The organism is Actinomyces sp. HMSC075C01 (genome assembly GCF_001812965.1).
Taxonomy (GTDB): domain Bacteria; phylum Actinomycetota; class Actinomycetes; order Actinomycetales; family Actinomycetaceae; genus Actinomyces; species Actinomyces acetigenes.
In genome coordinates this window covers 77,936-104,783 of the sequence record NZ_KV810987.1, presented here as the reverse complement: position 1 = coordinate 104,783, position 26,848 = coordinate 77,936, and the positions used below count along the sequence as shown (strand labels likewise).

Sequence of the window (26,848 nt, the reverse complement as noted above, 5' to 3'; positions counted from 1 at the left end):
TCGCGGCGCCGGAATGTCCGGCTCGGATCGCCCGTGCGTGCTCACGCATTCTTGGTGCCGCTACTCCCATGACCCAACTCAGATACGAACCGCGACATTTCCACCAGCATCGTTTTCCGCGACTGCGGACCGCTAACGCTGCTGTGACCCTGAGCGTCCTCGGCGTGGTGGCGGCGGTACTGCCCTGGATCGGCTGGCCGAAGCAGGTCACTGTCGGTGTCCTGGTCCTCACCGTCCTCATCGGGCTGGGGCTGGTGACGGCGCCGCCCACCCGGGCGCTCAAGCGCGGCGGCATCGCCCCGGGTGCTCGTTGGCACTGGGGCGCGGCGATGCTCCTGGGCATGTCCCCGGCGATCCTGCTGGGTCTGAGCTTCCCCGTCGTGTCCCAGAAGATGGCTGCCAGCACGGTGAGTGGCACGGGCCTGCCGGTCATCGTCCTGAGCGTGTCGGTGGCGGTGCCCTGGCTCAGCCAGATCATCGGCACCCCCGTTTACCGGCTCCTGGGCGACTCCATCGGCCGCGGTCCGCGGGCGGTCCTGGAGCGCTACTGCTCCATCTGGCCGGCACTGTTCCTGTGGGCGCTCCTGCCCACGGCGCTGGAGATCCTCGTCGTGGCCGCCGTGACCGGCTGGAACCCGCACGTCCTGGGCGTCCACACCGCCCTGCTCCTCCTGCACGTCATCTTCGTGCAGTCACTCATCGTCGCCGACGTCGCCGGACGACGCCGTCTGTGGTCGGTGGGCTGGCTCTGCTACGCCGTCGCGCTCGTCGCCGAGCCCACCTGGTGGTACCTGCCCCCGCTGATGGGAGCTCTCAGCCAGCTCCTGTCCATGGGACGCTCCCTGGGCAGGATCCTGCGGCCCCGCGGGGTTGCCACCGGCATCCTCGTGCAGGACATGCTCCGCGGCGCGATCCTGGGGGGAGTGCTGTGGTCAGACAAGTTCTTCCTCTTCCTGGGCGCCGGTCGCGACTTCGACGTGGCGCTGGTCTACCTGTGCCTCCAGCCCGCCGTCGTCGCTTACTGCTACTACTTCGCGGTCACCGCGCCGCGGGTCAACACCGAGATCGCCCTGTTCCAGACGGTTCTCAAGCGTGAGGGCATGACCAGCCTGCGCGAGCGCGGGCGCGCGCTGCGCCGGCTGCTGGACGCCAGCCTCATCCGCGCCTGCATCGTGGGGGCCGCCGGCGTCATCGTCGTCGTGTGCTCCATGGCGCTCATATCCTCCGAGCAGGTCCCGCTGGTCCTCGAGGTGTGCCTGTCCTCGATCCTGTTCACGGTGCTGACGCTCCTGAGCTACGAGATCGACCACATCGGAGACTCGACCACCGCCCTGCTCCTGTCCGGCATCCACGTGGCGATCGCCGCTGCCCTGCTGCTCAAGGTGGCCGACGCCGCCGCCTACCTGCCGCTGGCCGGTGTCGACCTGGTGCTGTGCGCGCTGGGGCTGCTGCTCTACCGCAAACGGTGGGCCGCACCCGAGTACTCCTTCTTCTGGGGAAAGGCCATGTCCTGGTGAGCTCGTCATCCTCCTTCCGCGCCCGCCTGGAGAGCCTCCCGCTGCGCTACTCGGCTCCCGCCGGCGGCTACGCCCCGATGCCCAGCCCCGACGACGCCCCCGGCATCGGGGACCGGGGCGAGGAGACCGGCCCCAGGATCAAGGTCGGCCCCGACGGCTACGGCGTCGTCGTCACTACTGGCGGCGCCAGCGCCCCGAGCGGCCCCTCGGCCGCCACCCCCTCCGCCGGCTCACCCACCGTCCCGCCCGCTACTGAACCGGCTGCGCAGCCGGCCGCGGCGTCGGCCTCCACTCCTGAGATCCCGGCCGCACCGATCTACGGTGTGGTCCAGGCCCCGGCGCCTGCCGGCTACGGCGTGGTCCAGCCGCGCCCCAAGAGCCCGAAGTCGGCCTCCCCGCAGAGCCCCGACGTCCTGGACTCCCCGATCTTCGGTGCCGTGAGCTCGGCGGCCTCGGGCGCCTCGGCGTCCTCGCCGGTGGAGCCGGCCGCCCCCCGCTCCGCCGCGTCACCGGCTCCCGATGACGTTGAAGCCCCTGACGCCACGGCAGCGTCGGTGCCCTCTGAGCCCTCTGAGCCCCCGGCGCACGGCGAGTCCCCGGCCCCCACGGCCATCGCCTGGGAGTCCGTGGCCTCGGCCGCCTCCGACGCCGCCGCCATCCCCCTGTCCCAGCAGGCCGCCCAGGAGGAGCCAGAGGACGAGGAGACCCCCGCCGGTGGGAGCGAGCTGCCCCAGCTCCCCGAGGAGCCCGAGCCGGAGACCGATGACCAGGAGCTGCCCGACGGCGTCCCCGAGGACGGCGTGTACGTCGACGTCGACGTCGCCATCGTCATGGAGTCCACCTACCCCTATCTCAAGGGCGGGGTCTCCGCAGTGGTCCACGACATCATCACCGGCAACCCGGACCTCACCTTCGGGATCATCCACATCACCTGGGACTCCCACTCCCCGCGCAAGGACCTCTACGGCATGCCGGACAACATCGCCTGGGTGAAGGTCCTCTACCTGTCCATGGAGGAGCACCAGGAGGACTTCCTGCGCGCCCGCCCGCGCGACCTGCACATGAACCGCCGCCAGCGCCGTGAGCTGTCCCGGCGCATCCTGGGCGCCCTGCTCTCCCTGGCCCAGGATGGCCAGACCGAGCCGCTGTGGGACCTCATCAGCGAGGGCCTGAGCGCCTCACGCCGCTACCCGGTCTGGGCGATCCTGGGCACGCGCGAGTTCATGGAGGCCTACCACGACATGATGCCGGACCTGGGGATGTCGATGACCGACATCTTCTGGTGCCTGCGCGACTTCTTCTCCCTGGCCTACGCGGTCCTGGCCGAGCCGGTCCCGCGCGCCCAGGTCTACCACGCCCACACCACCGGCTACGCCATGCTGCTGGGCGTCAACGCCGCCCGCGAGCACGGCACCAAGGTGCTGCTGACCGAGCACAACCTCTACGTGCGCGACACCGTCAACACCCTCCTGGAACGCAGGCTGGACCTCAACGTCAGGCTCACCGACTACCGCACCTTCGACGTCACCGGCCGCGAGCGCATGTGGATGGCCTGGTGGCTGGAGATGGGGCGCCTGTGCTACCCCTACGCCTACGCCTCCACCTACCTCTACCCGCGGGCCATCACCGAGGCCAATGAGCTCGGCGGAGACTCCGGGCGCGCCATCGTCATCCCCAACGGCATCGTCACCTCGGAGTTCGACGCCTCCTACGCCGCGCGCCTGGCCGCCATCGAGGAGATCAAGAAGGAGGGGGCGGACAAGCACCTGTGGAAGCTGGTGTACATCGCCCGCGTCGTGCCCATCAAGGGGCTGCTGGACATGATCGACTCGGTGCGCCTCATGGTGGACCGGGGCCTGAACATCCACCTGGACGTGTGCGGGCCCACCGAGCACATGCCCTCCTACTTCGAGCAGTGCCTGACCCGCATCGTCGAGCAGGGACTGGAGAGCGTCATCACCGTGCGCGGCACCGTCAAGGTCCGCGAGCTCCTGCCCGAGTTCGACCTGTTCGTCCTGCCCAGCTACAACGAGGGCCTGCCGGTCGTCTCCCTGGAGACCATGGGGGCCGGCATCCCCACGGTGAGCACCGACGTCGGCGCCGTGCGCTCCGTCGTGGAGGACTTGATCGTCACCGACGACGGACAGACCTGGGACCCCTGCGGCATCATCATCGAACCCGGTGACCCCGCCGTCATGGCGGACAAGGTTCAGGAGGTCATCAGCGACGTCGAGCTCTACGAGCGCCTCAGCCTCAACGCCCGCGGCCGCGTGGAGGCGGCCTACGACCTGGTCAAGGTCAACGCCTCCTACAACAAGATCTACCGTCAGGGCGGCGCCGGTGAGCAGGCCGGCGCCCGCGCCGACCAAGGAGGAGCATGAGGAGCAGCACCGGCGGCGTCGGAGCCTGGATCCGTTACGGAAACCCGCTCGAGCCCGGGGAGCTGGACTTCGCGATCGCCCACTACCGGGCCGCGATCCTCCAGCCCTGGGAGACCGAGGCAGCAGCCCGCCTCAAGGAGGCGCGACCGGACATGACGGTCCTGGCCTACCGGTGCCTGTCCTCCACGCGAGACTTCGAGCCGGACTCCATGCGCGCCTCCGGGCTGTCCTACCGCGAGGCCCTCCGCCGCGGTTGGCTCGCCAGGCGTGACAACGGCGACCTGGTCGAGTGGAACACCTACCCCGGCCACTTCCAGGCCCGTGTGTGGGACCCCGACTACCGCGCCCGCTGGGTGGAGGAGGTCTGCCAGGCCACCGCTGAGACCGCCTTCGACGGCGTCATGGCGGACAACGACGTCTTCGACGACTACTACGGCCTGGACCTCCCCCTGGACGGAATCGCCGACACCGCCGCCCTGCGCGCCGAGCTGAACATCTTCGTGGACCAGGCCGGTGCCGGCCTCAACGGCGTCGGCAAGATCCTCATCCCCAACGTGGCCGAGGCCCGCCGGGAACCCGGCCGCTGGGAGCGCCACTCGGCCTGGGGTGGTGGCTTCGACGAGTGCTGGCTGGGCTGGGGGGACCATCACCTCTTCGATGAGGCCACGGCCCTGGCCCAGATTCACGAGCTGCGAGGGCCGGGCCTGTCCATCGTGCGCACGCCCGACGGCGGGGGCGGCGGCTCCATGTCCGGTGCCCGCACGTCCCCCGGCCTCTACGGGCTGGCGGCCTTCTGGGTCTTCGGGGGAGGGGAGGGCGCCTACACGGCCACCGGTCACGACGACTACTCGCGCACTCCCTGGTTCCCCGCCCTCGACGCCGACCTGGGGCGCCCGCTGGGACGGCCCCGGAGGACCTCGGGCGCCTGGGTGCGCGAGTTCGAGGGCGGAGTGGCCGCCGTCGCGCTCGGCGAGGAGGGAGGCGGCACCGTGCGTCTCCCGGCGGGCCTCAGGTCACCGGGGCCCACCGGGGACCCGGACGGTGAGGCGCTGGCTCTGGAGTTGCCCCTCAGCGCGCATCGTGGGATGATCGCCCTGCGTGCCTGAGTCATGACCCGGTCCGGCTTGTGCGAGATCCGATAATGCGACTAAAGACCTGTCAAACGTTAGTCATGTTGGGTGGATCATTGACCTGCTTGACTTCCTGAGATCCCCGCCGTCCCGTACAGCGTTCTCTCGGGCAGGAAGCGCGGCGTCCGTCTCGGGCGGCGTCGACAGAGTTCCACAGGGCCCAGGACAAGGATGACCTATGGCACAGACTTCCCAGAATAGCGCGGCGGACATCGCGCACAAGCCCATGATGAGCACTGCTCAGATCCTGCTGATGAACGTCGGATTCTTCGGCATCCAGTACTCCTTCGGCATGCAGCAGAACGCCATGTCGCCCATCTACCAGTTCCTCGGGGCTTCCGCTGACGAGATCCCCATCCTCAATCTGGCCGGACCCGTCACCGGCCTGCTCATCCAACCGCTCATCGGGGCGCTCTCGGACCGGACCTGGAGCGAGAAGTGGGGACGCCGTAAGCCCTTCTTCCTGATCGGGGCCGTCGGCTGCTCCGTGTTCCTGTTCCTCATGCCCTTCGTCACCGCCGTGTGGATGGCGGTGCTGTGCCTGTGGCTGCTGGACGTCTCGAACAACACGGCCATGGAGCCCTACCGGGCCTTCATCGGCGACCGCCTGCCCTCCAAGCAGCTCGCCAAGGGCTTCCTCGCCCAGTCCCTGTTCATCGGCGCCGGCTCGGCCCTGGCCGCCGGGACCCTCGTCGTTCTGGAGAAGACCCTGGCGGGCGCCACCGCCGCCGGCATCCCCTACTGGGTCTTCGGCGCCTTCATGGTGGGCTCGGTGTGCTCCATCGGCTCGGTGCTCATCTCGGTGCTCTCCACCAAGGAGCTGCCGCCCACGCCGGAGGGCTTGGTCGAGCTCGAGCGCAAGAAGCGGGAGGAGGGCCCCTTCGGCTTCGTCAAGGACATCGGCGTCGCCATCGTCGAGATGCCCCGCGGCCTGAAGAAGATGGCCCTGGTCTACCTCTTCCAGTGGTACGCCATGAACGTCTTCTGGCAGTACCTGGGCCTCATGTGCGCCGTCACCTACTTCGGCGTGAACCTGTCCGACCCGGGGTACGCCAAGACCGAGGCCTTCAACAACGCCTCCGGCTTCGCCACCGGGCTCATGGTCGTCTACTACGTCTCCTGCACGGTCGTCGCCCTCTTCCTGGCGCGACTGGCCAACCGCATCGGCCCCAAGCACGTCCACACCGCGGCGCTGTGCCTCGCCGCCGTCTGCCTGGTCCTGCTCACCCGCATCGGCAGCCCCGGCCACACCGCGGTCCTCTACCTGCCCATGATCGGCATTGGTGTGGCCTGGGCCTCTATTACGGGCGTACCCTACATCATGGCCATTGAGATGATCCGCAAGGAGCGCCGAGGCGTCTACATGGGCGTTATCAATATGATGATCGTCATCCCCCAGTTCATCCAGACCCTCACCTTCGGTCCCATTTACAAGCACCTGCTCGGCGATCACCCGGTCAACGCCCTGCTCTTCGTCGCAGTCTTCCTCATCATCGCCGGTCTGCTCATCGAGTGGATCGACACCGTCAAGGACGCGGACCCGCGGGTGCGCGCCGCCGCCGTGTCCGCCACTGAGACTGCCGTGGCCTGACCGGGTGCCCCACGAAAGGATGTCATCCGTGACCTATACCACCATTGTCGCCGGAGTCGGCGATGTCGAGGCGAACACCCACGTCATCGATCGCGCCTGCGAGATGGCTCGCCTGTGCGACGCCGCTCTTCTCCTCGTCGCCGGCTTCGACCCCGTCTCGGCGCGGGACAAGGCTCGCATCAACGAGTCCGCCACCGTCGCCGATGTGCGGGTCGTCGAGGCTCGGCTCACCGAGGACCAGGCCTACGCCGTCGTCGAGAAGGCGCGTGATACCGCCGTTGAGCGCGGCGTCGCCCTCGCCCAGGGCGTCGTCGTCGAGGGCACGGCGGTCGATGCCGTCACCCTCGTCGCCTTGGAGACCGAGGCGGACCTCGTCATCGTCGGATCCAAAGGCGTCGATTCGCTGTTCGGCCGCATCTTCGGAGCCGTCTCCGTCCAGGTGCTCCGCAAGTCGAAGTGCGACGTCCTCGTCGTCGTTTCCTAGTCGCCGGATAGACGTCGGACGCACGCGTCGGATCCTGCGCGATCGGACCGGCGGCGGATGCCCGCCACGCGGAAGTGTGGCGGGCATCCGCCGCTATGTTTTGAGGTTCTTCGTGTGTGAGGGCGTGGTCGGGGTGAGCGGGTGCCGGTGGTTCGGCGTCTCGGGGTCCTGCGCGGTCGTACTCGGCGTCGCGTGGTCGTACCCGGCGGCGCGCGGTCGTACCTTAGAGGGGCTCTAAGGTACGACCGCGCGGTTTTACGTACGACCGCGTGCGCTGGGGGTACGACCACGCGGTTTTACGTACGACCGGGTGGGATCGCGTACGACCACGTACCCCGAGACCCCGACGAGGAAAGCCCCGCACAACCCCATCCCCACGACACGAAGAACCCGTTTTGAGCAGTTGTCGTAACTCCTGTGATACGTGGGGCCGGGCTGGGCGCATGGTGGCGCTGCGTCTGCCCGGGTGGCCCCGCGCCCCGACCCGCTCCGGGACGCGGCGCTCGGCGTTCCCTGAATCTCCTCCCCTCGACGTCGGCCGCCCATGCCGCCGAGCCCCGCGGCGTCGGCGGGCGCGCCGGGAGGAGGCGCGCTGGAGTCGGCGTGTTTGGTCTAGGACTGAAGTCACACTAGAGTCATATCGTGAACGACGCGTCGCCGCGTCACGCCTGCATCAGGACGATCTGAGGCAGAGCCGAGAACGACCCGAATCAGAAAGGGGCATCGATGCCCAAGTACGTGTACCGCTTCAGCGAGGGTGACAAGGACCAGAAGGATCTCCTGGGAGGCAAGGGAGCGAACCTGGCGGAGATGACCCGCCTGGGCCTGCCCGTTCCCCCCGGCTTCACCATCACCACCGACGCCTGCCGCGCCTACCTGGCCAGTGGTGAGGTCCCCGAGGAGCTCGCGGTCCAGGTCACCACCGCCCTGCGCGGCGTGGAGGAGGAGCTGGGGCGCGAGCTCGGCGCCGCCGAGGACCCCCTGCTCGTCTCGGTGCGAAGCGGCGCCAAGTTCTCCATGCCCGGCATGATGGAGACCGTCCTCAACATCGGCCTCAACGACGTCTCCGTCAAGGGCCTGGCCGCCGCCAGCTCCGACGAGCGCTTCGCCTGGGACTCCTACCGCCGCCTCATCCAGATGTTCGGCAAGACCGTCCTGGACATTGACGGCGACCACTTCTCCGACGCCCTGGACGCCAAGAAGGCTGCGCGGGGCGTGTCCATGGACTACGAGCTTCCCGTGGACGCCCTCCAGGAGCTGGTGGAGGAGTACAAGGCCATCGTCAAGGAGCACGCGGGCATCGACTTCCCGCAGGACCCCCGCTCTCAGCTGGACATGGCCACCGAGGCCGTCTTCCGCTCCTGGAACACCGAGCGCGCCCACATCTACCGCCGTCGCGAGAAGATCCCCCACGACCTGGGCACCGCGGTCAACGTGTGCACCATGGTGTTCGGCAACATGGGGGAGACCTCCGGCACCGGCGTGTGCTTCACCCGTGACCCCTCCACCGGGCGCACCGGCGTCTACGGCGACTACCTGGTCAACGCCCAGGGCGAGGACGTCGTCGCCGGCATCCGCAACACCCTGTCCCTGGCCGACCTCGAGCGCCTGGACAAGGCCTCCTACGACGAGCTGCGCTCCATCATGCGCCGCCTGGAGACCCACTACCGAGACCTGTGCGACATCGAGTTCACCATCGAGCGCGGCAAGCTGTGGATGCTCCAGACCCGCGTGGGCAAGCGCACCGCCGCGGCCGCCTTCCGTGTGGCCACCCAGCTCGTCGACGAGAAGCTCATCACCATGGACGAGGCCCTCACGCGCGTCTCCGGCGAGCAGCTCACCCAGCTGATGTTCCCCCAGTTCGATGACGACTCCAGCCGCGACCTGCTCACCCGCGCCATGGCCGCCTCCCCGGGCGCCGCCGTGGGCTACATCGCCTTCGACAACGACGAGGCCGTCTCCCGTGCCGAGAAGGGCGACTCCGTCATCCTTGTGCGCCGCGAGACCAACCCCGACGACCTGCCCGGCATGGTCGCGGCCGCCGGCGTGCTCACGGCCCGCGGCGGCAAGACCAGCCACGCCGCCGTCGTCGCCCGCGGCATGGGCAAGACCTGCGTGTGCGGCGCCGAGGCCCTCGAGGTCGACTCCGCCGGCAAGACCCTGCGCATCGCGGGGCGCGAGGAGGTCCTCACCAGTGAGGACGTCATCGCCATCGATGGCACCACCGGCGAGGTCTTCCTCGGTGAGGTCGGCGTCGTCGACTCCCCGGTCATGACCTACCTGCGTCGTGGCCTGGACGAGGCGCTCGAGGCGGCCGGAGACGACGACACCCGCGAGCTCGTCACCGCCGTGGACCGCCTCATGCGTCACGCCGATGAGGTCCGTCGCCTCCAGGTGCGCGCCAACGCCGACACCCCCGACGACGCCCGCCACGCCATCCACCGCGGCGCCCAGGGCGTGGGCCTGTGCCGCACCGAGCACATGTTCCTGGGCGAGCGCAAGCAGCTCGTTCAGAACCTCATCCTGGCGTCCTCCGACGCTGAGCGCGAGGCCGCCCTGGCCGCCCTTTTGCCGCTTCAGAAGGGCGACTTCATCCAGATGTTCGAGACGATGAACGGCAAGCCCATGACGGTGCGCCTCATCGACCCGCCGCTGCACGAGTTCCTGCCGGACCTGACCGAGCTGAGCATCAAGGTGGCCGTCGACCGTGAGCGCGGCGAGCTGGACCCGGCCGACGAGGAGCTCCTGGCCGTGGTGCGCAAGAGCCACGAGGCCAACCCGATGCTCGGCCTGCGCGGGGTCCGCCTGCTGCTGACCATGCCGGGACTCATCGAGCTCCAGGTGCGCGCCATCGCCGAGGCGGCCGTCGAGCGCCTCAAGGCCGGCGGCGACCCGCACCCCGAGATCATGATCCCGCTCATCGGGTCGGTGCGTGAGCTCCAGCTGGCGCGCGAGCGCGTGGAGCACGTGCTGCAGGAGGTCTCCCAGGCCTCCGGCTACGCGCTCGACTTCCCGGTGGGCTGCATGATCGAGCTGCCGCGCGCGGCCGTCACCGCCGCCCACATCGCCGAGGAGGCCGACTTCTTCTCCTTCGGCACCAACGACCTGACCCAGACCACGTGGGGCTTCTCGCGCGACGACGTCGAGGGCTCCTTCGTGGGCCGCTACATCGATGACGGCATCTTCGGGGTCTCGCCCTTCGAGACCGTCGACGTCGACGGCGTGGGCGGCATGGTGCGCCTGGGTGTCGAGGGCGGCCGGTCCACCAAGCCGACGATGAAGATGGGCGTGTGCGGTGAGCACGGCGGGGACCCCGAGTCCATCGGCTTCTTCCACCGGGTGGGTCTGGACTACGTCTCCTGCTCGCCCTTCCGGGTGCCGGTGGCCCGCCTGGAGGCCGGGCGCGCCGCCGTTAAGGACAAGGCTGAGTAACCGAGTAACCGGGTAACGAGGTTCGCAGACCAGTAGTGCCGTGGGGCCGGGCTGGGGATCAGGAGACCGGCGACGGCGAGGCGATGCCCAGGCGCCCGCCCAGCCAGTCGACCTGGTCGGCTAGCGCTGGCCCCCACACGGCCCAGGTGTGGGCGCCGTCGTACTGGCGGGTGCTCACGGTCATTCCGGCCTTCGTGGCGGCCTCGACCAGGACGGGCACGGCCCCGCGGTAGCCCTTGTCCTGGCGGCCCACCGACAAGATGCCGGCGATGCCGTCGTAGCGGCCGGGTGGGGCGGCGGACATCAGGGAGATCGGATCGTTGGCCTCGTAGGCGGCACGGTCTCCGCCGAAGCCCTCGGAGATGGTGCGTTCCACGCTGCCCAGTGTGGGGTGCTCCTCGGCACTGATAGCCAGGAAGGTGCGGTAGACGCCCGGTGAGCGGGTGACGACCTGCATCGCGCAGGTGCCCCCGTTGGACAGGCCGGCCACCGCCCAGTGGGTGGGGTCGTCGTCGACCTGCAGGTTCGCCCTGATCCAGGCCGGGACGTCCTTGTCCAGGTAGGTGGCCACCTTGCCGCCGGCCTCGGTGTCGGAGCACAGGGGATTGGCGTACGGGCTGCCCAGGAGGTCGGCGACGACGACCACCGGGGCCAGGCCGTGGTGGTTGGCCGCGTAGGCGTCCATCGTGTCCTTCAGGTTCCCGAGCTCGAACCAGTCCGACGGGCTTCCCGGCTGCCCGGTGAGCAGGACGAGGACCGGCAGGGCCGGGCGCTGTGAGCTCAGGTAGGCCGGCGGCAGGTAGATGAAGGCCCCTCGCGGCGTGAAACCCTTCGTCCCGGACTGGTCGCCGGCCGGGATGTCGGCGGTGACCGCTTCACCGTGGGCGGGCATGTCCGACGGCGGCCTCCAGGTCTCCTCCAGCGTCCCGTGGCCGCGCACGGGTGCCGGCGACTGGGCCGCGGCGCCCTGCAGACGGTTGAGTGGTGTGGTCGCCACCCCGTAGCCCAGGACCGATGCCAGGGTCGGGTAGGAGGCGAAGAAGGTGTTGATCGCCAGCAGCGAGGAGGCCACCACGGCTACGAGGCTGGAGGCGGACTCCGTGGCGCGTACCAGGCGGCGGTTGCGTGAATGCACCGCCTGGTGACGCCCCTCGGTGCGGTTGCCGGTGACCAGCTGGGCGATGACGAGACCGATGACTCCCACCCAGGTCCACACGAACCAGCCGACGCCGTCGGCGATGGGATGCCAGATGACGTCCACGACTAGCCAGGAGGTCACCGCGCTGGCCGCTGCGGCGCCGGGTACGACGAGCTGGCGAGACCAGGGCAGGTAGCGGGTGCGCCGCCACCACAGCCAGGCGATGACTACCGCGGCAACGACCGCGCAGGCCGTCCCGAGCCAGGGCTGGAGGATGTGGACGGCCTTGAGGGCGCCCACGACGCCGCCCGAGGCCTGCACGTCGGCGGTGCTGCCGGCAGTGTTGACGGCAGTGGCGGCATCAGCGGTGGGCGCACCAGCACCGCCGACCTCAGTCACGGTTCATCAGCACCTGGGCGAAGCGCGCCGTCTGAGAGGGCTTGAGACCGGGTAGGTAGGCCCGGGCGATGGCGATGCCCACGGTGGGCAGGTCCACCAGATCGGGAACCGCCAGGTACATGGGCACTGAGCGCGGCTTGAACTTGCGCTTGTAGGCGTGCAGGGAGCTGAATCCGTAGGCCGGTTCCAGCACGGAGGCCAGCAGGTTCAGGAGCGGGTCGAAGCGTGAGGAGGATCCTCCGTCGGCTGGTGCGGAGCGGGACAGCGGCGCCCCGGACAGGGACAGGATCTCCAGGCCCTCGGCCTGAGCGTCCTGGGCGGCGCGCCCGATGAGGTACTCCATGACGGGGCGGAAACCGCCCTCGCGGCGTCGCATGAAGTCCAGGGTCAGGCCGATGACGCGCCCGTCGCGGTAGACCGGCAGCCAGGAGGTGACGCCCTGGACGGTGCCGTCGGCGTCAACGGCCAGCAGCAGGCGAGTCTCGGCGTCGTCGAGCTCGGCCAGGCCACCCAGGGTGAAGCCCATCTCCGGCAACGGCTTGTCACTGGCCCAGGCCTGGGAGATGGCCCGGATCTGGTCGCGCCGGCCGGCCGGGCAGTCGCGGAAAGTGGTCCACACCGCCTCAACGCCCTCCTTTTTGGCGTGGTTGAAGGCGGTGCGCACGTCCTGGTAGGCCTTGCCACGGAAGGCCAGGTCCGGCAGGTCCAGGACGGCCTCCTCGGCCACCTGCAGGATCGTCCAGCCCATGGCGCGAGCGGCCTCCATCGCCGGGGCGTGCACCGTGTACAGGGCCGGGATGAGTCCGGCGTCGGTGGCGAAGTCGGCGAAGTCACGCACCGCCTGGGCCACGTCGGCGTCGTCGGCGGCGGGGTCGCCGACCGTCAGGGCGACGTCGCGGCTGGGCCGGTAGGAGAAACCGGCCGTGCCCGCCTCGTTGACCCAGGCCTCGTTGCCCTGCCAGGTGAGCATCCACCCCAGGGTCCCGGCGCCGCGGCTGCGCACCAGGTCGACGAGCTCCTCGCGGTCGGAGACCCGGGTGCGGGCGGGAGCGGACTGGGCCAGCCACACCCACAGGATCGTCAGGAGCCACACCAGGACCGGCACCCACGCGGTGAGCAGGTAGGCCAGAGGGGTCAGGGGCGCGACGATCAGGCTCATGATGCCGCCGGTGCTGATGGGCAGCAGGTAGGACACGTAGGTCTCCAGCAGGGCGGGCCAGGTCGCGTAGGGGGAGAAGTCATGAGACATGAGCAGGCCCCCGGCGACGGTCAGGACCGCCCCACCCAGGAGGGTCAGGATCCAGGCGACGACGGCGCGGCGGATGACGCCCGGGCGCGACCCCAGGGTGAAGCGCCTCCTGGTCCACACCACCAGGCTGATGACCACGATGTTGAGCAGCAGCGGCACCAGCAGGTGCCCCGAGCGCAGCCAGCTGTGCAGGAGCCGGGCCGTGGTGGGACCGGCCTCGGGCAGCTGCTCGCCGATCTTCTCCACCAGGGCGAACAGGGCCGCGCACACCCCCAGGAAGAACTGCAGGGCGATGGTGCCGTAGGCCGCTGATCGACGCCCGCGGCGCAGGCCGTCGGCCAGGACCAGCTGCAGGAGCGCCGGCATGCACATCAGGAGCTGCTCGACGGGGTAGATGACGGCGTCCTTGGGCAGGATGGCGGGGGTCAGCCCGTAGCGGGCGTCGGCCAAGGGGCCGGCGGCGTTACTCACCACCGCCAGGGCGCAGCTCACGGCCCAGCAGGCCACCAGGAAGGCCACGAGCTCGCGCTCCGCACGTCGGGGCAGCTCCTGGGAGGGGGCCGTCTGCTGCCCGCGTTCCAGGACGATTCCCATGATGAGGCCGATGACGCCGGCTCCCAGACGGGCCAGCGCGCCCACGGTTCCGGTCACGGCGGCCGAGACGATGAGGACGGCGAAGGTCGCCAGGCGCGTGCGCCGTCGCCAGGACGGGCGCATGACGCTGGTGGAGGCCGCCACCAGGCCGGCAGTGGGCAGGCTGATGCCCTGGATCGGGGGGTGGACGAGGTAGGGGGACCAGGCCTCCCACACGCGGCCGATAAGGGGGTAGAGCGCCTGGGCCAGGACGATGCCGCCGGCGCAGGAGACGGCGGCGGTGGCCAGCCACCGCCGCGTGCCCAGGAGCCGCTCCAGCAGCACGCCGACGGACAGCAGCATGAGGCTTCCGGTCACCGGCAGCAGGTGGCCGGGGACCGCCCAAGCGGTCAGCAGGGTCCACACCCGCTGGGGCTGGTCAATGTAGGCGGACAGGGCGATCTGCCCCCGGAGCCCCCAGGGCAGCAGGGCGATGCTGATGACCAGGGTCAGCACGGCGCAGGTGGTCGCGGCCGGCGCCGAGGCCAGCCAGGTGCGCGTGGCCCTCCAGGCTCGGTGCGCGTAGGCGCTCAGGTGCGAGGGCCGCGATGCGGGGGCCGCAGGCGAGGACGACGGTGATGGGGCAAAGGAGGGCGCCGGGGAGGGCGCGAGCTCGGGTGCGTCCGGGGGAGTCGTGGTGGACGAGTCCGACGGCATGAACGCTCCTCAGGCGGTAGGTGATGAGAGGCTAGTGGTGCGAAAGGGGTGGAGGGGCTCCCCGTCGGGAGCCGACCAGCCGACATTCTTATCCACTTCCCGGCCATCCTCATCCACCTCGAGGCGGATGCGACCATGAGACCGGTCTCTCCAAGATTCAGGGACAACCCTAGGAGATAACCTCGATCAAGGTGTGCTGCTGCAGTTTTCTCACTGTGCGCGGACTGATGAGATGGGGTGGCGGCCCACTGCTCGTTGCCGTCATGAGATAGTCTGCCGTGTGCTGGCGGTCGTGACAGGATGGCTGGGCACTGTGTTCGTGGGTGACTCGACTGTGAGCTGTCCACGTGCGTGCTCACCTGTGCTGGGGGCCATCGCGGAGCAGGACGACGAGGAAAGGCGGCCCCATCCATGGCCATGTACGAGCTCGACGGCAACCACCTCCTGCCCGTGCGCCTGGGTCGCTCCGCTGACGCCATCACCCTGTCTCACAGTCTGGTCGCCATCCAGCGTCAGATCGTCGACGTCCTGCGCCGTCCGCTCTTCCCCCTGTCATGGGAGGAGCTCGAGACCGGAGCGAGCCTGACCGCCCTGGACGCCACCGGGCAGGTCGTCGTCGTCGAGGTCCTGGAGAGAATCGACTCCACGGGGCTGCTGGCCGCCATGTCGCGCCTGACCCAGGCCGCCACCGCGGGCCGCCGCGAGATCGCCAGCAGGTACGCCGGCGGGCTGGGGGCATTCAGCCAGGACTGGAACGAGTTCCGCGAGGCAATGCCCGCCCAGGCCGAGGCCGGACCGCGGCTGACGATCCTGAGCGCATCCCTGGAGCCCGACGTCGTCGGAGGGCTGGGAGTACTGGCCTCCTCCGGGCTGGAGATCCACGAGGTGGACGTGCGCATCGTGGACGAGTCGCGCATCGTCGTCGTGGTAGAGAAGATCTCCGGGCTGGATGTGGCCGCCGGGGGACCGCTGCTCGTGGCCCGTGCGCCCCGCCCGGCCCTGGCCGGTTCCGCCTCCGCCGGTTCGAGTGGCTCGCGGGCCGTTGACGCCACTGAGCAGGCCGAGCACATGAGCCCGGTCACCGGCCCCATCGAGATCGTCATCCCCACCGAGCCGGCGCACGCCCCCGACGCTGAGGGCGCTGATGACACCGGCGCCGCCATTCCGGCGGGAGCCTTCGCCGCAACGGGTGCCGCCGACGCGCTCTCCGAGCTGTTCGAGCCGGTGGCCGTCACCGCCGAGCAGCCCCAGGTACATGCCCCCTCCGCCCAGGGCGGGGACGAGGCCCAGCCCGAGGAGCCCGCCGAGGCCGACGACGCCCAGCCTGCCGGACAGGCCGCGCCCGAACCGGATGAAGACGCCGCCGAGGCCCCTGCCGACGACGCCCACGTCTCCACCCCCGCGCAGGGCCCGACCCAGGACGCCGCTGACGCCGCCCCCGATAACACCACGACCGATGCCGACCGCGGTGCCGAGGCCGAGCACGAGGCCACGGCGAGCCTGCCCGAGCCGGGCCCGGAGAGCTCCGACGACGCTCCTCAGGCTCCCGCCGCGTCCGAGCCCGCGGACCGCCCCGGCGACTCCGACCACGACCCCGGCGACAAGCCCTCTGCCGACGACGTCGACCACCCGGGCCGCCCCGACTCCACCGATGACCCCAGTGCCGGGCAGCGGGCCATCGCCGCCCTGGCCGGAGGCGTGGACATCCTCGGCGGGAGCAGCCTGTCCGGGGGGAACGGCTCAGCGGCGTCGGCCGGCTCGGCGCCTTCCTCCGTTCCGCTCGCCGCCGCCGATGAGACGCGCGATACCGCAGGAGCCCCGCAGATCGGCGATGCCCCGAGCCGGCCCGGTTCGCGCACCCGCATGGGGCGGCGCTCGCGGGCGGCGCGCTCTCAGGCGGAGGCCTCCTCGGCTGCGCCGGCCGCGCAGGCCTGGTCCACCGTCGCCCCCAGCGAGTCCCGCCCGGAGGCGTCCACTGGCGCGGTGCCGCTCGTGTCCTGGGAGCCGCTGCGCGGGTCGGCTGACGCGCTCGACCCGGTGGCCGAGGCGCTGGGCGGGGATCCCTCGAAGTCCCTCCAGGTCCAGGAGACCGCGGAGCTGGCGGCCGTGGCGGCCTCGCTGGGCGAACCGACCCAGATCGTCTGGCAGCGGCTGCGCCGAGGCATCTACCACGAGGCGATCCTGTCGGTGGAGGGCGTCATCACCCTGTCCGACGGGCGCTCCTTCACCGACCCGACGTCGGCCGCCAACGCCGCCCAGGCAGTCACCGACGCCGACGGCTGGCGCGTGTGGCGCGTGGGGGTGCACGGCCCTCACCTGGGGGACCTGCGCGACAACTTGGCCGACCGCAGCTTCTGAAGCCCCTGGCCTGGGCCGCCGGCCGTCGTCGGACCGGGTCAGCGCAGCACGTAGGCGGACATCCAGCGGCGCAGGGCGGAGAAGACCTGCTCACGCACGGGCGGCTCGGACAGGGTGAGGTCGTGGACCCCGCCGGGGAAACGGGCGATGGTCACCAGCTTGCCGAGCATGACGGCGCGGCGGGCGGTGGCGTCGGCGTCGATGATCGTGTCCGCGCTCCTGGACTCCGGCATCCACGTCACTCCGAGCCGGGTGGAGGCCGCGCCCATGGACAGCACCGGGCAGCGGATATCCAGGCCCTGGGCGACGCGGTTGTGACCTTCCATGACGGCCTGGAGCCAGCCGACACGCACGGGCGCCGAGGGCTTGATCGACCAGGCGGGGTTGATGTTCCAGCCGGTCACGTAGGGGTCGTCGGCCCAGGCGGGATCGGGCAGCTCGCCGTCGCGCTCGGGGATCCAGCCGTCGGTGATGGAGAAGACGCGCGCCGGGTCGACCCAGCCGTCCAGGATCGACATGTGCGGGTCGCGCAGCGCCAGGGTGCGCAGCACCGGATCGCCGACGGTGCGCACGAGCTCGGAGCCCTGGAGTGAGAGCCAGGCGGAGTTGAGGACCAGGGCGCGCAGGGCCCCCGGGTGGCGGTCGGCCCACAGGGAGGCGATGAGTCCGCCGGTGGAGTGACCCGACAGGACGACCTCGGTCTCCCAGCCCTGGTCGGCGCGAATGGCGGACAGGGCCAGGCCCAGGTCCTCGTCGTAGTCGGTCAGCGAGGTGCACCAGCCCAGCATCTGGCCCTCGCGCCAGGAACGGCCGTAGCGGCGCAGGTCCAGGGCGTAGAAGGCCCCGCCCAGGCGGGAGATCTCGCGGGCCAGGTGGGTCTGGAAGAAATAGTCGTTCCAGCCGTGCAGGTAGAGGTAGATGAAGGTGGGGGTGGTGGGGGTGCCCGGCAGGGCGCCGGGGTCGAGGGCCGGCAGGTGGCGCACCAGGGTGGCGACGGCGCCGTCGTCCTCGTCGTCGGGCAGCAGCTCCAGGGTGCGGGCCTCGAAGCCCGGGCCCAGGAAGTCCGGCCCCCAGGCGTCCACCGGTGCGTGCTCGGTCGTTGCGTTCACGACCCCATGATGGCACCGCTCTCCGGACGGGGGCTCCGCGACGCCTCTCTCACTCACCAACCAAAACTTCACAAACGACCCGGAGCCGCGTCTTTTCTGAAGTTTCGGTCGAAGTGAGGTGGGTGGGCTCCTCGGCGGGCCGCTGACGAAGCGGGCCTCAGCATCGACCCTGACGACCGCCTTCGGCATCCTCCCTCCTCCTGGGCGTCTGCGCCGTCACCGCCTACGACCTCCTGACCACCTGATCCAGGGGAGGGGGTCGACGCACTGAAACCGCGGGCCATGGAAACCAGCCTGGCCTGTATGACGCCATACGTTATACACTGCAGGTGTGATCAGGTCGTTCGGTAGTAAGGACACTGAGCGGTTGTGGCACCGAGAACGAGTTCCGTCGATTGACCCTCGCATACAACGAGTTGCCTTGCGTAAGTTACGTCAGATCGCATCTGTGCAGTCTGTTGATGAGCTGAGAGTGCCGCCGGGGAACCGACTCGAGGTGCTCAAAGGTGATCGGGCCGGCCGGCACAGCATCAGAGTGAATGACCAGTGGCGGATCTGCTTCGTATGGACTGACGCTGGAGCGGAGGAGGTTGAGATCGTTGACTACCACTGAAACGAACAACAAGCTCGCCCCTGTTCATCCGGGGGAGGTCCTCATGGAGGACTTCATCGAGGGATTCGGTATCACCCAGAACAAGCTGGCTGTTGCTATCGGTGTGCCACCGAGGCGTATCAATGAGATCGTGCACGGCAAGCGTGCGGTGACTGCGGACACGGCGCTGCGGCTCGGCAAGTACTTCGGGGTTTCAGCGCAGTTCTGGTTGAACCTGCAGACCCAGTATGACCTTGACGTGGCGGAGGACCGTCTTTCGATGCAGATTGATGCCATCACTCCTCTGCGAGTGGCCTGATAGCCGGCAGGGCGGCCGACTGAAGGCCCCGGAAGAAGAACGTCTGTTTATGCTCGCCGCGCAGTACTCCTGTCGCCTTTCGTAGCGTCGACGAGAGCCGTGAGACCATATGAATCCCCTGAGGGCTCGCCTTGGGCGGCGAGGCCTGAGAGACTGGGCGCATGCGAATCGCCATCGGTGCCCCGGGCAACGGAGCCCTCCTGAAGGACGTTCTCAAGGAACGACTGGCCGGGGACGGGCGCGTGAGCGACGTCCTCGACCTGTCCACACCGGACATCACCTACCCGGAGGTCTCCTTCCAGATCGCCCGGGCAGTCGCCGAGGGGCGAGCCGACCGCGGGCTTCTCATCTGCGGCACCGGCGTGGGAACCGCCATCGCGGCCAACAAGGTGCCGCGGGTGCGTGCGGCGACCGCGCACGACCTGCTCACCGTGCGCGGCTCGGTGGAGAACTACGACGCCCAGATCCTGTGCATGGGGCAGAACGTCATCGCGGCCCCGGCCGCCTGGGCGCTCATCGACATCTGGCTCGACCTGCGCCATGACCCCACCAGCAGCTACGGCCCGAAGGTTGGTGAGATCGCCGCCTACGAGGCGCGCCTCCACTCCTGACGGCGGCCCCGCGCGAGCCGCCTAACGAGGTGTGGGCCGCGCCGGAACCGCGCGCGCCGGTGCGGAGACTCTGGTGTCGAAGCGTGTGCTGGCCAGGCGGCGCTCGGCCCAGGTGATGGTGTCCAGCACCGCGCGGGCCGTGTACGCGCGGCGCCCTGCGCCGATCGACTCCGTCGTGAGGATCCCGGCAGCCCGGAGCGTCTCAAGTCCTCGCGTCGCCGCTGTGCGCGAGATCCCGTAGACCTGCGACGCCGTCGAGATGGTCAGGACTGGGGTAGCGGGTAGTCCCTCAAGGATGCGCGACGTCGCCGAGTCGCTGCGCGGGCGGCGACCGGTGCCCTCCCGACTGGCCCACGCCTCAAGCGCGCTTGCCCAGTCGGAGCGCACGTCGTCGAGCTCGGAAGAGATCTGTTCCGCCTGGTCACATGCCAGTATGACCGCTTCAAGGAAGAAGGCGATCCATGCGTGCTGGCCGGGGGAGGTTTCAGCCTCATCAGCGGCGTCCTCTCCCCGATAGGCGGAGAGCGCCTCGACATACCGATGACTCAGCGTCGACAGGACCAGGCTCGTCGGCAGCACCATGCCGGGAAGCAGCCCCCGGCGAGTCAGTACCGTGTGGATGAGTGCCCGGCCCACGCGGCCGTTACCGTCCGTGAACGGGTGAATCGTCTCGAACTGCGCGTGGACGAGTGCCGCCTGAATGAGCGGAGCATGCGTGGCGCCGTTGAGGTACCGCAACAGGTCCTCGATCAGACCAGGAACCAGATCCGGTGGAGGCGGCACGAAGTCCGCCTCAATGGGGTGATACGAGGATCCCCCCAGCCAGTTCTGAACCGTTCGGATTCCATGATGCTCCGGTGAATCGGGTAGGAGGCTGCGATGCAGGGCCAGTAGCCGGTCAACGTCCACCGGCGCCGTGTCATTCAGCTCCTCAACGGCCGCGCGAACCAGCGTCACGTTGTTGGCGACGGTGCGTGCCTGGGTGCTGAGCCCCTTGACCTCCTCATGCTGGCCGAGCTCCGCCAGCGCGACCTTGTGGGCCGACGGCGCGATCCCCTCGATCCGCGATGAGGCGATCGCCTCGCTGCGCAGGAGAAACCTCGAGACGGCAGTCATGGCGGGAGAAATGGTGAGCGTACGAACTCGCTGCTCGGCCTGGGCCGCCAGCGCCTCGATGTCAGGACTGAGCCTCAGACCGGAGCCGATGAGTGGATCCGGCACGTAAGCCCGGTACTCGCCTGAGCGGCGGTCACGACGGCTCAGTCCGGTGCTGTGCGGGTTATCCCTGTGACCAATGATCCACTGCCCCACTCATCCTCCTTAACGTGTCATGTCCGAGGTCTCGATGACACCTTAAGTCTTAAGGTGTCACAAACGGCTTGCTTGTGCAACGTTGGTGGCCGGTTTGCGGTCGCCGGTGGAGCGGACGGCATGAGCCGGCACCGCCGTGAGGAACCTCGCACTGAACTGCATTGAGTGTAATCATGCACTGAGTGCAACCTGGTGATGTGACACGAGCCGACCTGCGCGCTACCCAGGCGCGACGCACCCGCGCCGCCATCCGCGCCGCCGCACTCACCCTGACCCGGGAGCGCGGCTACGCCGCGATGACGGTCGATGACGTCGCCGCCCTGGCCGGAGTCTCCCGGCGCACCGTCTTCAACCACTTCTCCTCCAAGGCCGACCTCCTCGTCGTCGGCCCGGAGCCCCCGGCGCCCGAGGTTGTCGAGGCCTTCGTCAACGGCTCCGGAAGCCTCCTGGAGGACCTCGGCGACCTGCTCGCCTCCGGCGCCGAGGCCGTCGAGTCCGAGCGCGGCTGGCTCCTGTCCTTCCCGGAGATCGTGCGGGACAACCCCGAGGTGGAGCGCGCCGTCCACGAGCGGCTGCGCATCGTCGCCCAGTCCTTGGCGGAGGCCGCCGGCCGCCGCCTGGGAGCCGAGCCCGACGACCCGCGCACCCGCGCCGTCCTCGCCCTGGCCATGGCCATCCAGCGCAGCTCCCTGGACCTGTGGTGCGGGCGCTCCCACCCTTGGGAGGAACGCCGTGAAGCCGCAGCGCGCCCAGAGAACCCCGGGGTCTCCGAGAGCCCCGTGAACCCCGAGGTCTCAGGACAGTGCCCCCAGACCAGCTTGGTTGACGCCGTCCGCGCCATGGTCGAGGCGATCTCCGAGGTCGTCTCCCCGCCTCGGTCCGACGCCGCGGCCCCCACCGCTGCCGGCGACCCGGTGCCGTCGAGCCCGCCGGGGAAGCCGCGCGGGGGCTCTGCCCGTCCTTCTCGCAGCTGACTGAACCGACCGTGTCCATCCTTCGCCCTCAACCGACAAGGCCACACTCATGACTCAACGCACCTCGACGTCGGCCTCCGCCGGCACCGCCCTCCACGAACCGGGGGCGGAGTTCCGCCCCGACCGCCGCTTCTGGGCGGTCTACGCCTCGCTCCTGATCGTCATGTTCCTGTCCGCCATGGACCAGACGATCGTCGGCACGGCCCTGCCCACCATCGTGGGCGACCTCGGCGGCGCCGCCCACATGGCCTGGATCCTGACCGCCTACACCCTGGCCATCACCGTGGCCATGCCGGTCTACGGCAAGCTCGGTGACCTCGTGGGGCGCAAGAACCTCTTCCTGGTGGCCATCGGCCTGTTCCTGACCGGCTCGGCCCTGTGCGGCACCGCCGACTCCATGACCCAGCTCATCATCTACCGCTTCATCCAGGGGCTGGGCGGCGGCGGCCTCATGATCTCCTCCCAGGCGATCACCGGCGACCTCATCCCGCCGCGCGTGCGCGGCACCTACATGGCCCCCATGGGAGCCATGTTCGGCGTCGCCTCCATCCTGGGGCCCATCATCGGCGGCTGGCTCACCGACTCCGTCTCCTGGCGCTGGACCTTCTGGATCAACCTGCCGCTGGGCGTCCTGGCCTTCATTGCCATCCTCCTGGTGCTGCGCCTGCCCGCCGGCCGCCTGACCAGCCCCATCGACTGGTGGGGGCTCGCGCTCATGAACGCAGGTGCCGTCGCCATCGTCCTCATGGCCACCTGGGGCGGCAACCAGTACGCGTGGACCAGCCCGGTCATCATCGGCCTGGGGGTCGTCGGCCTGGTCTGCTGGGGGCTGTTCGGCTTCGTCGAGACGCGAGCCACCGACCCCATCCTGCCCTGGACGATCCTCACCAGCCGCACCTTCCTCGTCTCCACGCTCGTCGGCATGCTCGCGATGGGCGGCATGATCGGCGTCATGAGCTACCTGCCCACCTACCTCCAGATGGTCTACGGCTACTCGGCCACCGCCTCCGGCCTGCTCCTGGTGCCCATCACCATCGGGATGCTCACCTCCTCGATCCTCTCCGGCGTGCTCGTCTCGCGCACCGACCGCTACAAGATCTACCCGGTCGTGGGGCCCCTGATCGCCGCCGGCGCCGCCTTCTGGCTCTCCCGCCTGTCGACGACGTCGCCCGTCTGGCAGATCTCCGCGGCCACCTTCCTCATGGGGGCGGGCATCGGGCTGTTCTTCCAGCTCCTGGTCACCGTGGTGCAGAACGCGCTGCCGGCCAAGCACCTGGGCACGGCCACCAGCGGCAACAACTTCTTCCGTGAGGTCGGCGTGTCCCTGGGCGCCTCGCTCATCGGCGCGGCCTTCTCCTCCGGCCTGACCTCCCACCTCACCGATCGGATCGGCGCGCTGACCCGCAGCGCGGACCCGGCCGTCCTGGGGGCGCTGGCCCAGTTCAAGGACGCCGACACCTCCTCGCTCACGCCCGCCCTGGTCAACCAGCTGCCCACCGCCCTGCACGACGCCGTGGCCGGCTCCTACGCCGACGCCCTCCTGCCGATCTTCGGCTGGATGATCCCGCTGTTCGTCGCGACCTCCGTCGTCGCCCTCTTCCTGCCCGAGGTGCCCCTGTCCCAGAAGACCGCGCTGGAGCAGGTCGCCGAGGCCGAGGCTGAGGCCGAGGGCGCGGCTGAGGCTGAGATCGAGGTCAGCGAGTCGACGGCGTTGAGGGGTGAGGCGCAGTAGGTGAGAGGATGACCCGGTGATGGAACAGATCATTAGGCGACCGCCCCCGGCAGTGCTGCTGGCGATGGCGGGGGCGGCGCAGTGCGCCATGACTCGTGGTCAGACAGTGACACCGTCGTCGATGGCGGCGGCCGCTCCCGTTGTCGGGGGCTCACTGTGCCTGCTGGCCGGAAGCGCGGGCAACTTTCTTCGCCACCGCACCACGGTCGACCCGGTGAGAGTCGAGCGCGCCCAGCACCTCGTTGCGGACGGCCCCAACCGGCTGACGCGCAATCCCATGTACCTGGGCCTGACAGGCCTGCTGCTCTCGCACGCGATCGCGCGCAGGAGCCCGTCCGCGCTGATCCCGCTGGCCGGCTTCGTCTGGCTCATCGACCACCACCAGATCCCGGCCGAGGAGAAGGCCCTGGAGGAGAGGTTCGGGCAGGACTACCTCGACTACAAGGAGGCCGTTCCCCGCTGGCTGAACGTCCCTGGCTCGTCGCCGGGCGACCGCAGTCGCGAGCCGAGGGCGGGCTGCTAACGAGGGGAAGCCCCTCGGCAATGATGGCAACGATTTGCTGGACGAGGTCGCCAACATTAATGATCGGCCTGGTTGATGGGGCTTGAGCTGCTAGGCTCCTGCGGTGAGGAGGGACCTCATGAGTACGACCGACTCGTCCTCGTTGATCGCCGGCTGCAGAGCGCTGCTCATCACCACCGGGAGTCGCGGCGACGTTCAGCCGTTCCTGGTGCTGGCCCACGCCCTCGCCGAAGCCGGGGCTTGTCCCGTTGTCGCGGCGCCGAGGCGCTTCGACAACCTGGCTGCGCGCTTCGGTGTGGAATTCATCGGCCTGGACGACAGCATCCTCGATCTCCAGGACGAGCTCGTGGGAGCGGGACCGGTTCGTGCCGTGCGCTCGCTGGGCCGCATACGCCCGCTGATGCGGCGGTGGCTGGATGACCTCGCGGAGCTCGCGCACGGGGAGTCCGGCCGGGCCGATATTGTCGTCTTCACCCAGAAGGCCCTGGGTGGAGCGAGCGTCGCGGAGAGGCTCAAGGTCCCCGGACTGCCCGCTCAGCTCATCCCCACCGGGCCGCCGACGAGCGCCTTCCGGGCTCCGTTCGCCCCGGTTGGTACGCCGCGGCTGCTGTACCGCGCCTCGTGGTTACTGGTCGGGGCGGCCGAGGCGCCATGGCGAAGAATGGTGGCTCAGTGGCGGTCGGCGCGTCTCGGTCTCAAGACGAGTCCGATTCCCTTCTCCAGGATCGTCGCCTCGCGGGGGATTCTCAGTGCCTGGAGCCCCCGCCTGCTGGCGGCACCGCCCGAGTGGCGTTCCTCCCAGAGCCCCCTCGGGTTCTGGCGGTCGCGTGACACCAGGACTCTTCCGCCGGACGTCGAACGCTTCCTGGCTGCCGGGCCGCCACCCGTGGTCATCGGCTTCGGAAGTATGAGGCACGACGACCCGACGCGGCTCGCCCGAGAAGTGATGGATGGTCTGCGCCGTGCGGGACGCAGGGGGATCCTCCTGGCCGGATGGTCAGGGCTGAGCGCGTCGGGAGGTGGTGACGTTCTCGCCGTCGAGGAGGCTCCCTTGGACGGGCTCCTACCGAGAGCCGCGGCCATCGTCCACCACGGTGGGGTAGGAACTGTGGGCGCCGCACTCCATTCGGGGACTCCGCAGGTCATCAGCCCCTTCTTCGGTGATCAGCCCTTCTGGGCCGGTCGCCTCCGTGAGCTGGGCGTGGCACCGCGCCCACTCATGCGCATCACCGGAGAGGCTCTTGCTGAGAGGCTGCGTGCCGCTGACGCCCTGGCCGATACCGCCGGAGCGCTGGGCGAGGTGATGGCTGACGAGGATGGTTGCGCCGCCGCTATCGCCCGCATCAACCAGGTGCTGAGCCGAGGGGGATCGGTCGGATCCAGGTGACGTGGCTCGCGTGGCCGGACGGAATGATCCGACTATTCTCGTAGTTGAAGGTTGCATGAAAGCATTTGGGTTCCTCAGCTTCGGACACTACGGACACGGTCGCGGCCCTGGCGACCCCGACGCCGGCCAGGCGCTCAAGGACGCCGTCGAGATCGCCGTCGGCGCCGACGAGATCGGCGTCAACGGCGCCTACTGGCGCGTTCACCACTACGCCCGCCAGGCCGCGGCCCCCATCCCGCTGCTCTCCGCGGCCGGCGCCCGCACCCAGCGCATCGAGGTCGGCACCGGCGTCATCGACATGCGCTACGAGAACCCGCTCTACCTGGCCGAGGAGGTCGCCGCCCTCGACCTGCTCACCGACCAGCGCATCGCCATCGGCATCTCCCGAGGCTCACCGGAGCAGGCCCGCCGCGGCTGGGAGACCTTCGGCTACGCCGGCGGCGCCGACCCGCGTGGAGCCGACGTCGCTCACACCCACACCGCCCAGTTCCTCGACGCCGTCCGGGGTGTCCCGCAGGCGGACCTCGACACCAGCGGCGGTATGGCCCCCGGCGCGAGCTCCCGCCTGCGCATCGAGCCGCACGCACCCGGCGTGGATCGCCGCCTCTGGTGGGGTGCGGGCTCTCGGGAGACCGCCGAGTGGACCGCCCGCCAGGGCCTGAACCTCATGAGCTCGACCCTGCTGACCGAGGCCACCGGGGAGGGCTTCTCCCACCTCCAGGCCGAGCAGATTCGCCGCTACCGCGAGGCGTGGAAGGAAGCCGGCCACGACTGGACTCCGCGCGTGAGCGTCTCGCGCTCCATCTTCCCGATCGTCTCCGAGACCGACCGCAGGTTCTTCGCCCTGCGCGGCGAGGACTCCCACGATCAGATCGGCGTCATCGACGGCCTGCAGTCGACCTTCGGGCGCACCTACGCCGCCGAACCCGACGTCCTCATCGAGCAGCTGACTCAGGATGAGGCGCTCCATGCCGCCGACACCGTCATGCTCACCATCCCCAGCCAGCTCGGCGTCGACTTCAACCTCCACATCCTGCAGGCCTTCGCCGAGCACGTCGCCCCGGCGCTGGGCTGGCAGCCCAACACCGCCGGGCCGGTGACGGGCTACTCCCTGGAGGCGTGACGTCGGCAGTGGCCGCGGCCCCATCCGGCGGTCGGCCCGACTCTCGCCTCGGGCCGACCTGCTCTACGAGGGCGGGCCGAGGGGGAGAGGTCTGGCGGGGCGTTGAGCCGTACTCAGGAGCACCCCGCCCTCGTGGAGTAGGGCCGGTGCTGTCTCCTCGCTTGTGAGACATGTGAGTGTCGTGGCTTCTGAGGCACT

Annotated in this window: 19 protein-coding genes; 15 read left to right on the top strand and 4 right to left on the bottom strand. The window is 69.7% G+C overall.

Translation table 11 applies throughout. The annotated features are described in order from the left end of the window. Positions 1-143 precede the first annotated feature (143 nt). The 6 genes from HMPREF2883_RS06100 (at position 144) to ppdK (ending at position 10,535) form a co-directional block, all read left to right on the top strand. Complete coding sequence (locus HMPREF2883_RS06100; RefSeq protein WP_256277360.1) at positions 144-1,517, top strand: hypothetical protein; 1,374 nt, start codon at positions 144-146, stop codon at positions 1,515-1,517. Next, on the top strand, positions 1,514-3,898 hold the full coding sequence (gene pelF / locus HMPREF2883_RS06095; RefSeq protein WP_070659722.1) for a GT4 family glycosyltransferase PelF: 2,385 nt from the start codon (positions 1,514-1,516) through the stop codon (positions 3,896-3,898). Before HMPREF2883_RS06100 ends, pelF begins: the two co-directional genes overlap by 4 nt. Beyond that, complete coding sequence (locus tag HMPREF2883_RS06090) at positions 3,895-5,004, top strand: putative glycoside hydrolase (protein WP_070659720.1); 1,110 nt, start codon at positions 3,895-3,897, stop codon at positions 5,002-5,004. Before pelF ends, HMPREF2883_RS06090 begins: the two co-directional genes overlap by 4 nt. Positions 5,005-5,206: 202 nt before the next feature. Next, on the top strand, positions 5,207-6,619 hold the full coding sequence (locus HMPREF2883_RS06085; protein ID WP_070659718.1) for an MFS transporter: 1,413 nt from the start codon (positions 5,207-5,209) through the stop codon (positions 6,617-6,619). Between the two features lie 28 nt (positions 6,620-6,647). After that, positions 6,648-7,103, top strand: a complete 456-nt coding sequence (locus HMPREF2883_RS06080) for a universal stress protein (RefSeq protein ID WP_070659715.1) — start codon at positions 6,648-6,650, stop codon at positions 7,101-7,103. 726 nt (positions 7,104-7,829) lie between these two features. Further along, the gene (gene ppdK, locus HMPREF2883_RS06075; RefSeq protein WP_070659714.1) at positions 7,830-10,535 is read left to right on the top strand and encodes a pyruvate, phosphate dikinase; all 2,706 of its coding nucleotides are present in this window, start codon (positions 7,830-7,832) and stop codon (positions 10,533-10,535) included. A 58-nt stretch (positions 10,536-10,593) separates the two neighbouring features. Here ppdK and HMPREF2883_RS06070 read toward each other — a convergent pair whose 3' ends face one another. After that, complete coding sequence (locus HMPREF2883_RS06070) at positions 10,594-12,072, bottom strand: alpha/beta hydrolase (RefSeq protein WP_070659712.1); 1,479 nt, start codon at positions 12,070-12,072, stop codon at positions 10,594-10,596. Then, positions 12,065-14,611, bottom strand: coding sequence for a bifunctional lysylphosphatidylglycerol flippase/synthetase MprF (locus tag HMPREF2883_RS06065; RefSeq protein ID WP_070659710.1), 2,547 nt, complete (start codon positions 14,609-14,611; stop codon positions 12,065-12,067). Before HMPREF2883_RS06065 ends, HMPREF2883_RS06070 begins: the two co-directional genes overlap by 8 nt. A 411-nt stretch (positions 14,612-15,022) precedes the next feature. Between HMPREF2883_RS06065 and HMPREF2883_RS06060 the strand changes: the two genes are divergently transcribed. Then, a complete protein-coding gene (locus tag HMPREF2883_RS06060) occupies positions 15,023-16,969 on the top strand; it encodes a restriction system modified-DNA reader domain-containing protein (RefSeq protein ID WP_070659708.1) in 1,947 nt (648 codons plus the stop codon). Between the two features lie 38 nt (positions 16,970-17,007). Here HMPREF2883_RS06060 and HMPREF2883_RS06055 read toward each other — a convergent pair whose 3' ends face one another. Next, the gene (locus tag HMPREF2883_RS06055) at positions 17,008-18,078 is read right to left on the bottom strand and encodes an alpha/beta hydrolase (protein WP_070659705.1); all 1,071 of its coding nucleotides are present in this window, start codon (positions 18,076-18,078) and stop codon (positions 17,008-17,010) included. 331 nt (positions 18,079-18,409) lie between these two features. Between HMPREF2883_RS06055 and HMPREF2883_RS06050 the strand changes: the two genes are divergently transcribed. The 3 genes from HMPREF2883_RS06050 (at position 18,410) to HMPREF2883_RS06040 (ending at position 19,600) form a co-directional block, all read left to right on the top strand. Continuing rightward, positions 18,410-18,691, top strand: a complete 282-nt coding sequence (locus HMPREF2883_RS06050) for a type II toxin-antitoxin system RelE/ParE family toxin (protein ID WP_070659704.1) — start codon at positions 18,410-18,412, stop codon at positions 18,689-18,691. Continuing rightward, the gene (locus tag HMPREF2883_RS06045) at positions 18,618-18,989 is read left to right on the top strand and encodes a HigA family addiction module antitoxin (protein ID WP_256277359.1); all 372 of its coding nucleotides are present in this window, start codon (positions 18,618-18,620) and stop codon (positions 18,987-18,989) included. Before HMPREF2883_RS06050 ends, HMPREF2883_RS06045 begins: the two co-directional genes overlap by 74 nt. Positions 18,990-19,150: 161 nt before the next feature. Beyond that, positions 19,151-19,600, top strand: coding sequence for an RpiB/LacA/LacB family sugar-phosphate isomerase (locus HMPREF2883_RS06040; RefSeq protein ID WP_070659699.1), 450 nt, complete (start codon positions 19,151-19,153; stop codon positions 19,598-19,600). Between the two features lie 21 nt (positions 19,601-19,621). Here the strand turns inward: HMPREF2883_RS06040 and HMPREF2883_RS06035 are convergent, their stop codons facing one another. After that, the gene (locus HMPREF2883_RS06035; protein ID WP_081384615.1) at positions 19,622-20,821 is read right to left on the bottom strand and encodes a Fic family protein; all 1,200 of its coding nucleotides are present in this window, start codon (positions 20,819-20,821) and stop codon (positions 19,622-19,624) included. A 287-nt stretch (positions 20,822-21,108) separates the two neighbouring features. Here HMPREF2883_RS06035 and HMPREF2883_RS06030 point away from each other — a divergent pair, with 287 nt between their 5' ends. The 5 genes from HMPREF2883_RS06030 to HMPREF2883_RS06010 all read left to right on the top strand — a co-directional run bounded on the left by HMPREF2883_RS06030 (position 21,109) and on the right by HMPREF2883_RS06010 (position 26,650). Next, positions 21,109-21,885 carry a TetR/AcrR family transcriptional regulator gene (locus tag HMPREF2883_RS06030; protein WP_141759045.1) on the top strand — a complete coding sequence of 259 codons (777 nt, stop codon included), beginning with the start codon at positions 21,109-21,111 and terminating at the stop codon, positions 21,883-21,885. A gap of 49 nt (positions 21,886-21,934) precedes the next feature. Then, the gene (locus HMPREF2883_RS06025) at positions 21,935-23,617 is read left to right on the top strand and encodes an MDR family MFS transporter (RefSeq protein ID WP_070659697.1); all 1,683 of its coding nucleotides are present in this window, start codon (positions 21,935-21,937) and stop codon (positions 23,615-23,617) included. A gap of 19 nt (positions 23,618-23,636) precedes the next feature. Further along, positions 23,637-24,140, top strand: a complete 504-nt coding sequence (locus tag HMPREF2883_RS06020; protein ID WP_070659922.1) for a methyltransferase family protein — start codon at positions 23,637-23,639, stop codon at positions 24,138-24,140. Positions 24,141-24,258: 118 nt separating this feature from the next. Then, positions 24,259-25,527 (top strand): glycosyltransferase, encoded by a 1,269-nt coding sequence (locus HMPREF2883_RS06015; RefSeq protein ID WP_070659695.1) that lies wholly within the window; start codon positions 24,259-24,261, stop codon positions 25,525-25,527. 55 nt (positions 25,528-25,582) lie between these two features. Continuing rightward, the gene (locus HMPREF2883_RS06010) at positions 25,583-26,650 is read left to right on the top strand and encodes an LLM class flavin-dependent oxidoreductase (protein ID WP_070659693.1); all 1,068 of its coding nucleotides are present in this window, start codon (positions 25,583-25,585) and stop codon (positions 26,648-26,650) included. Positions 26,651-26,848 lie beyond the last annotated feature (198 nt).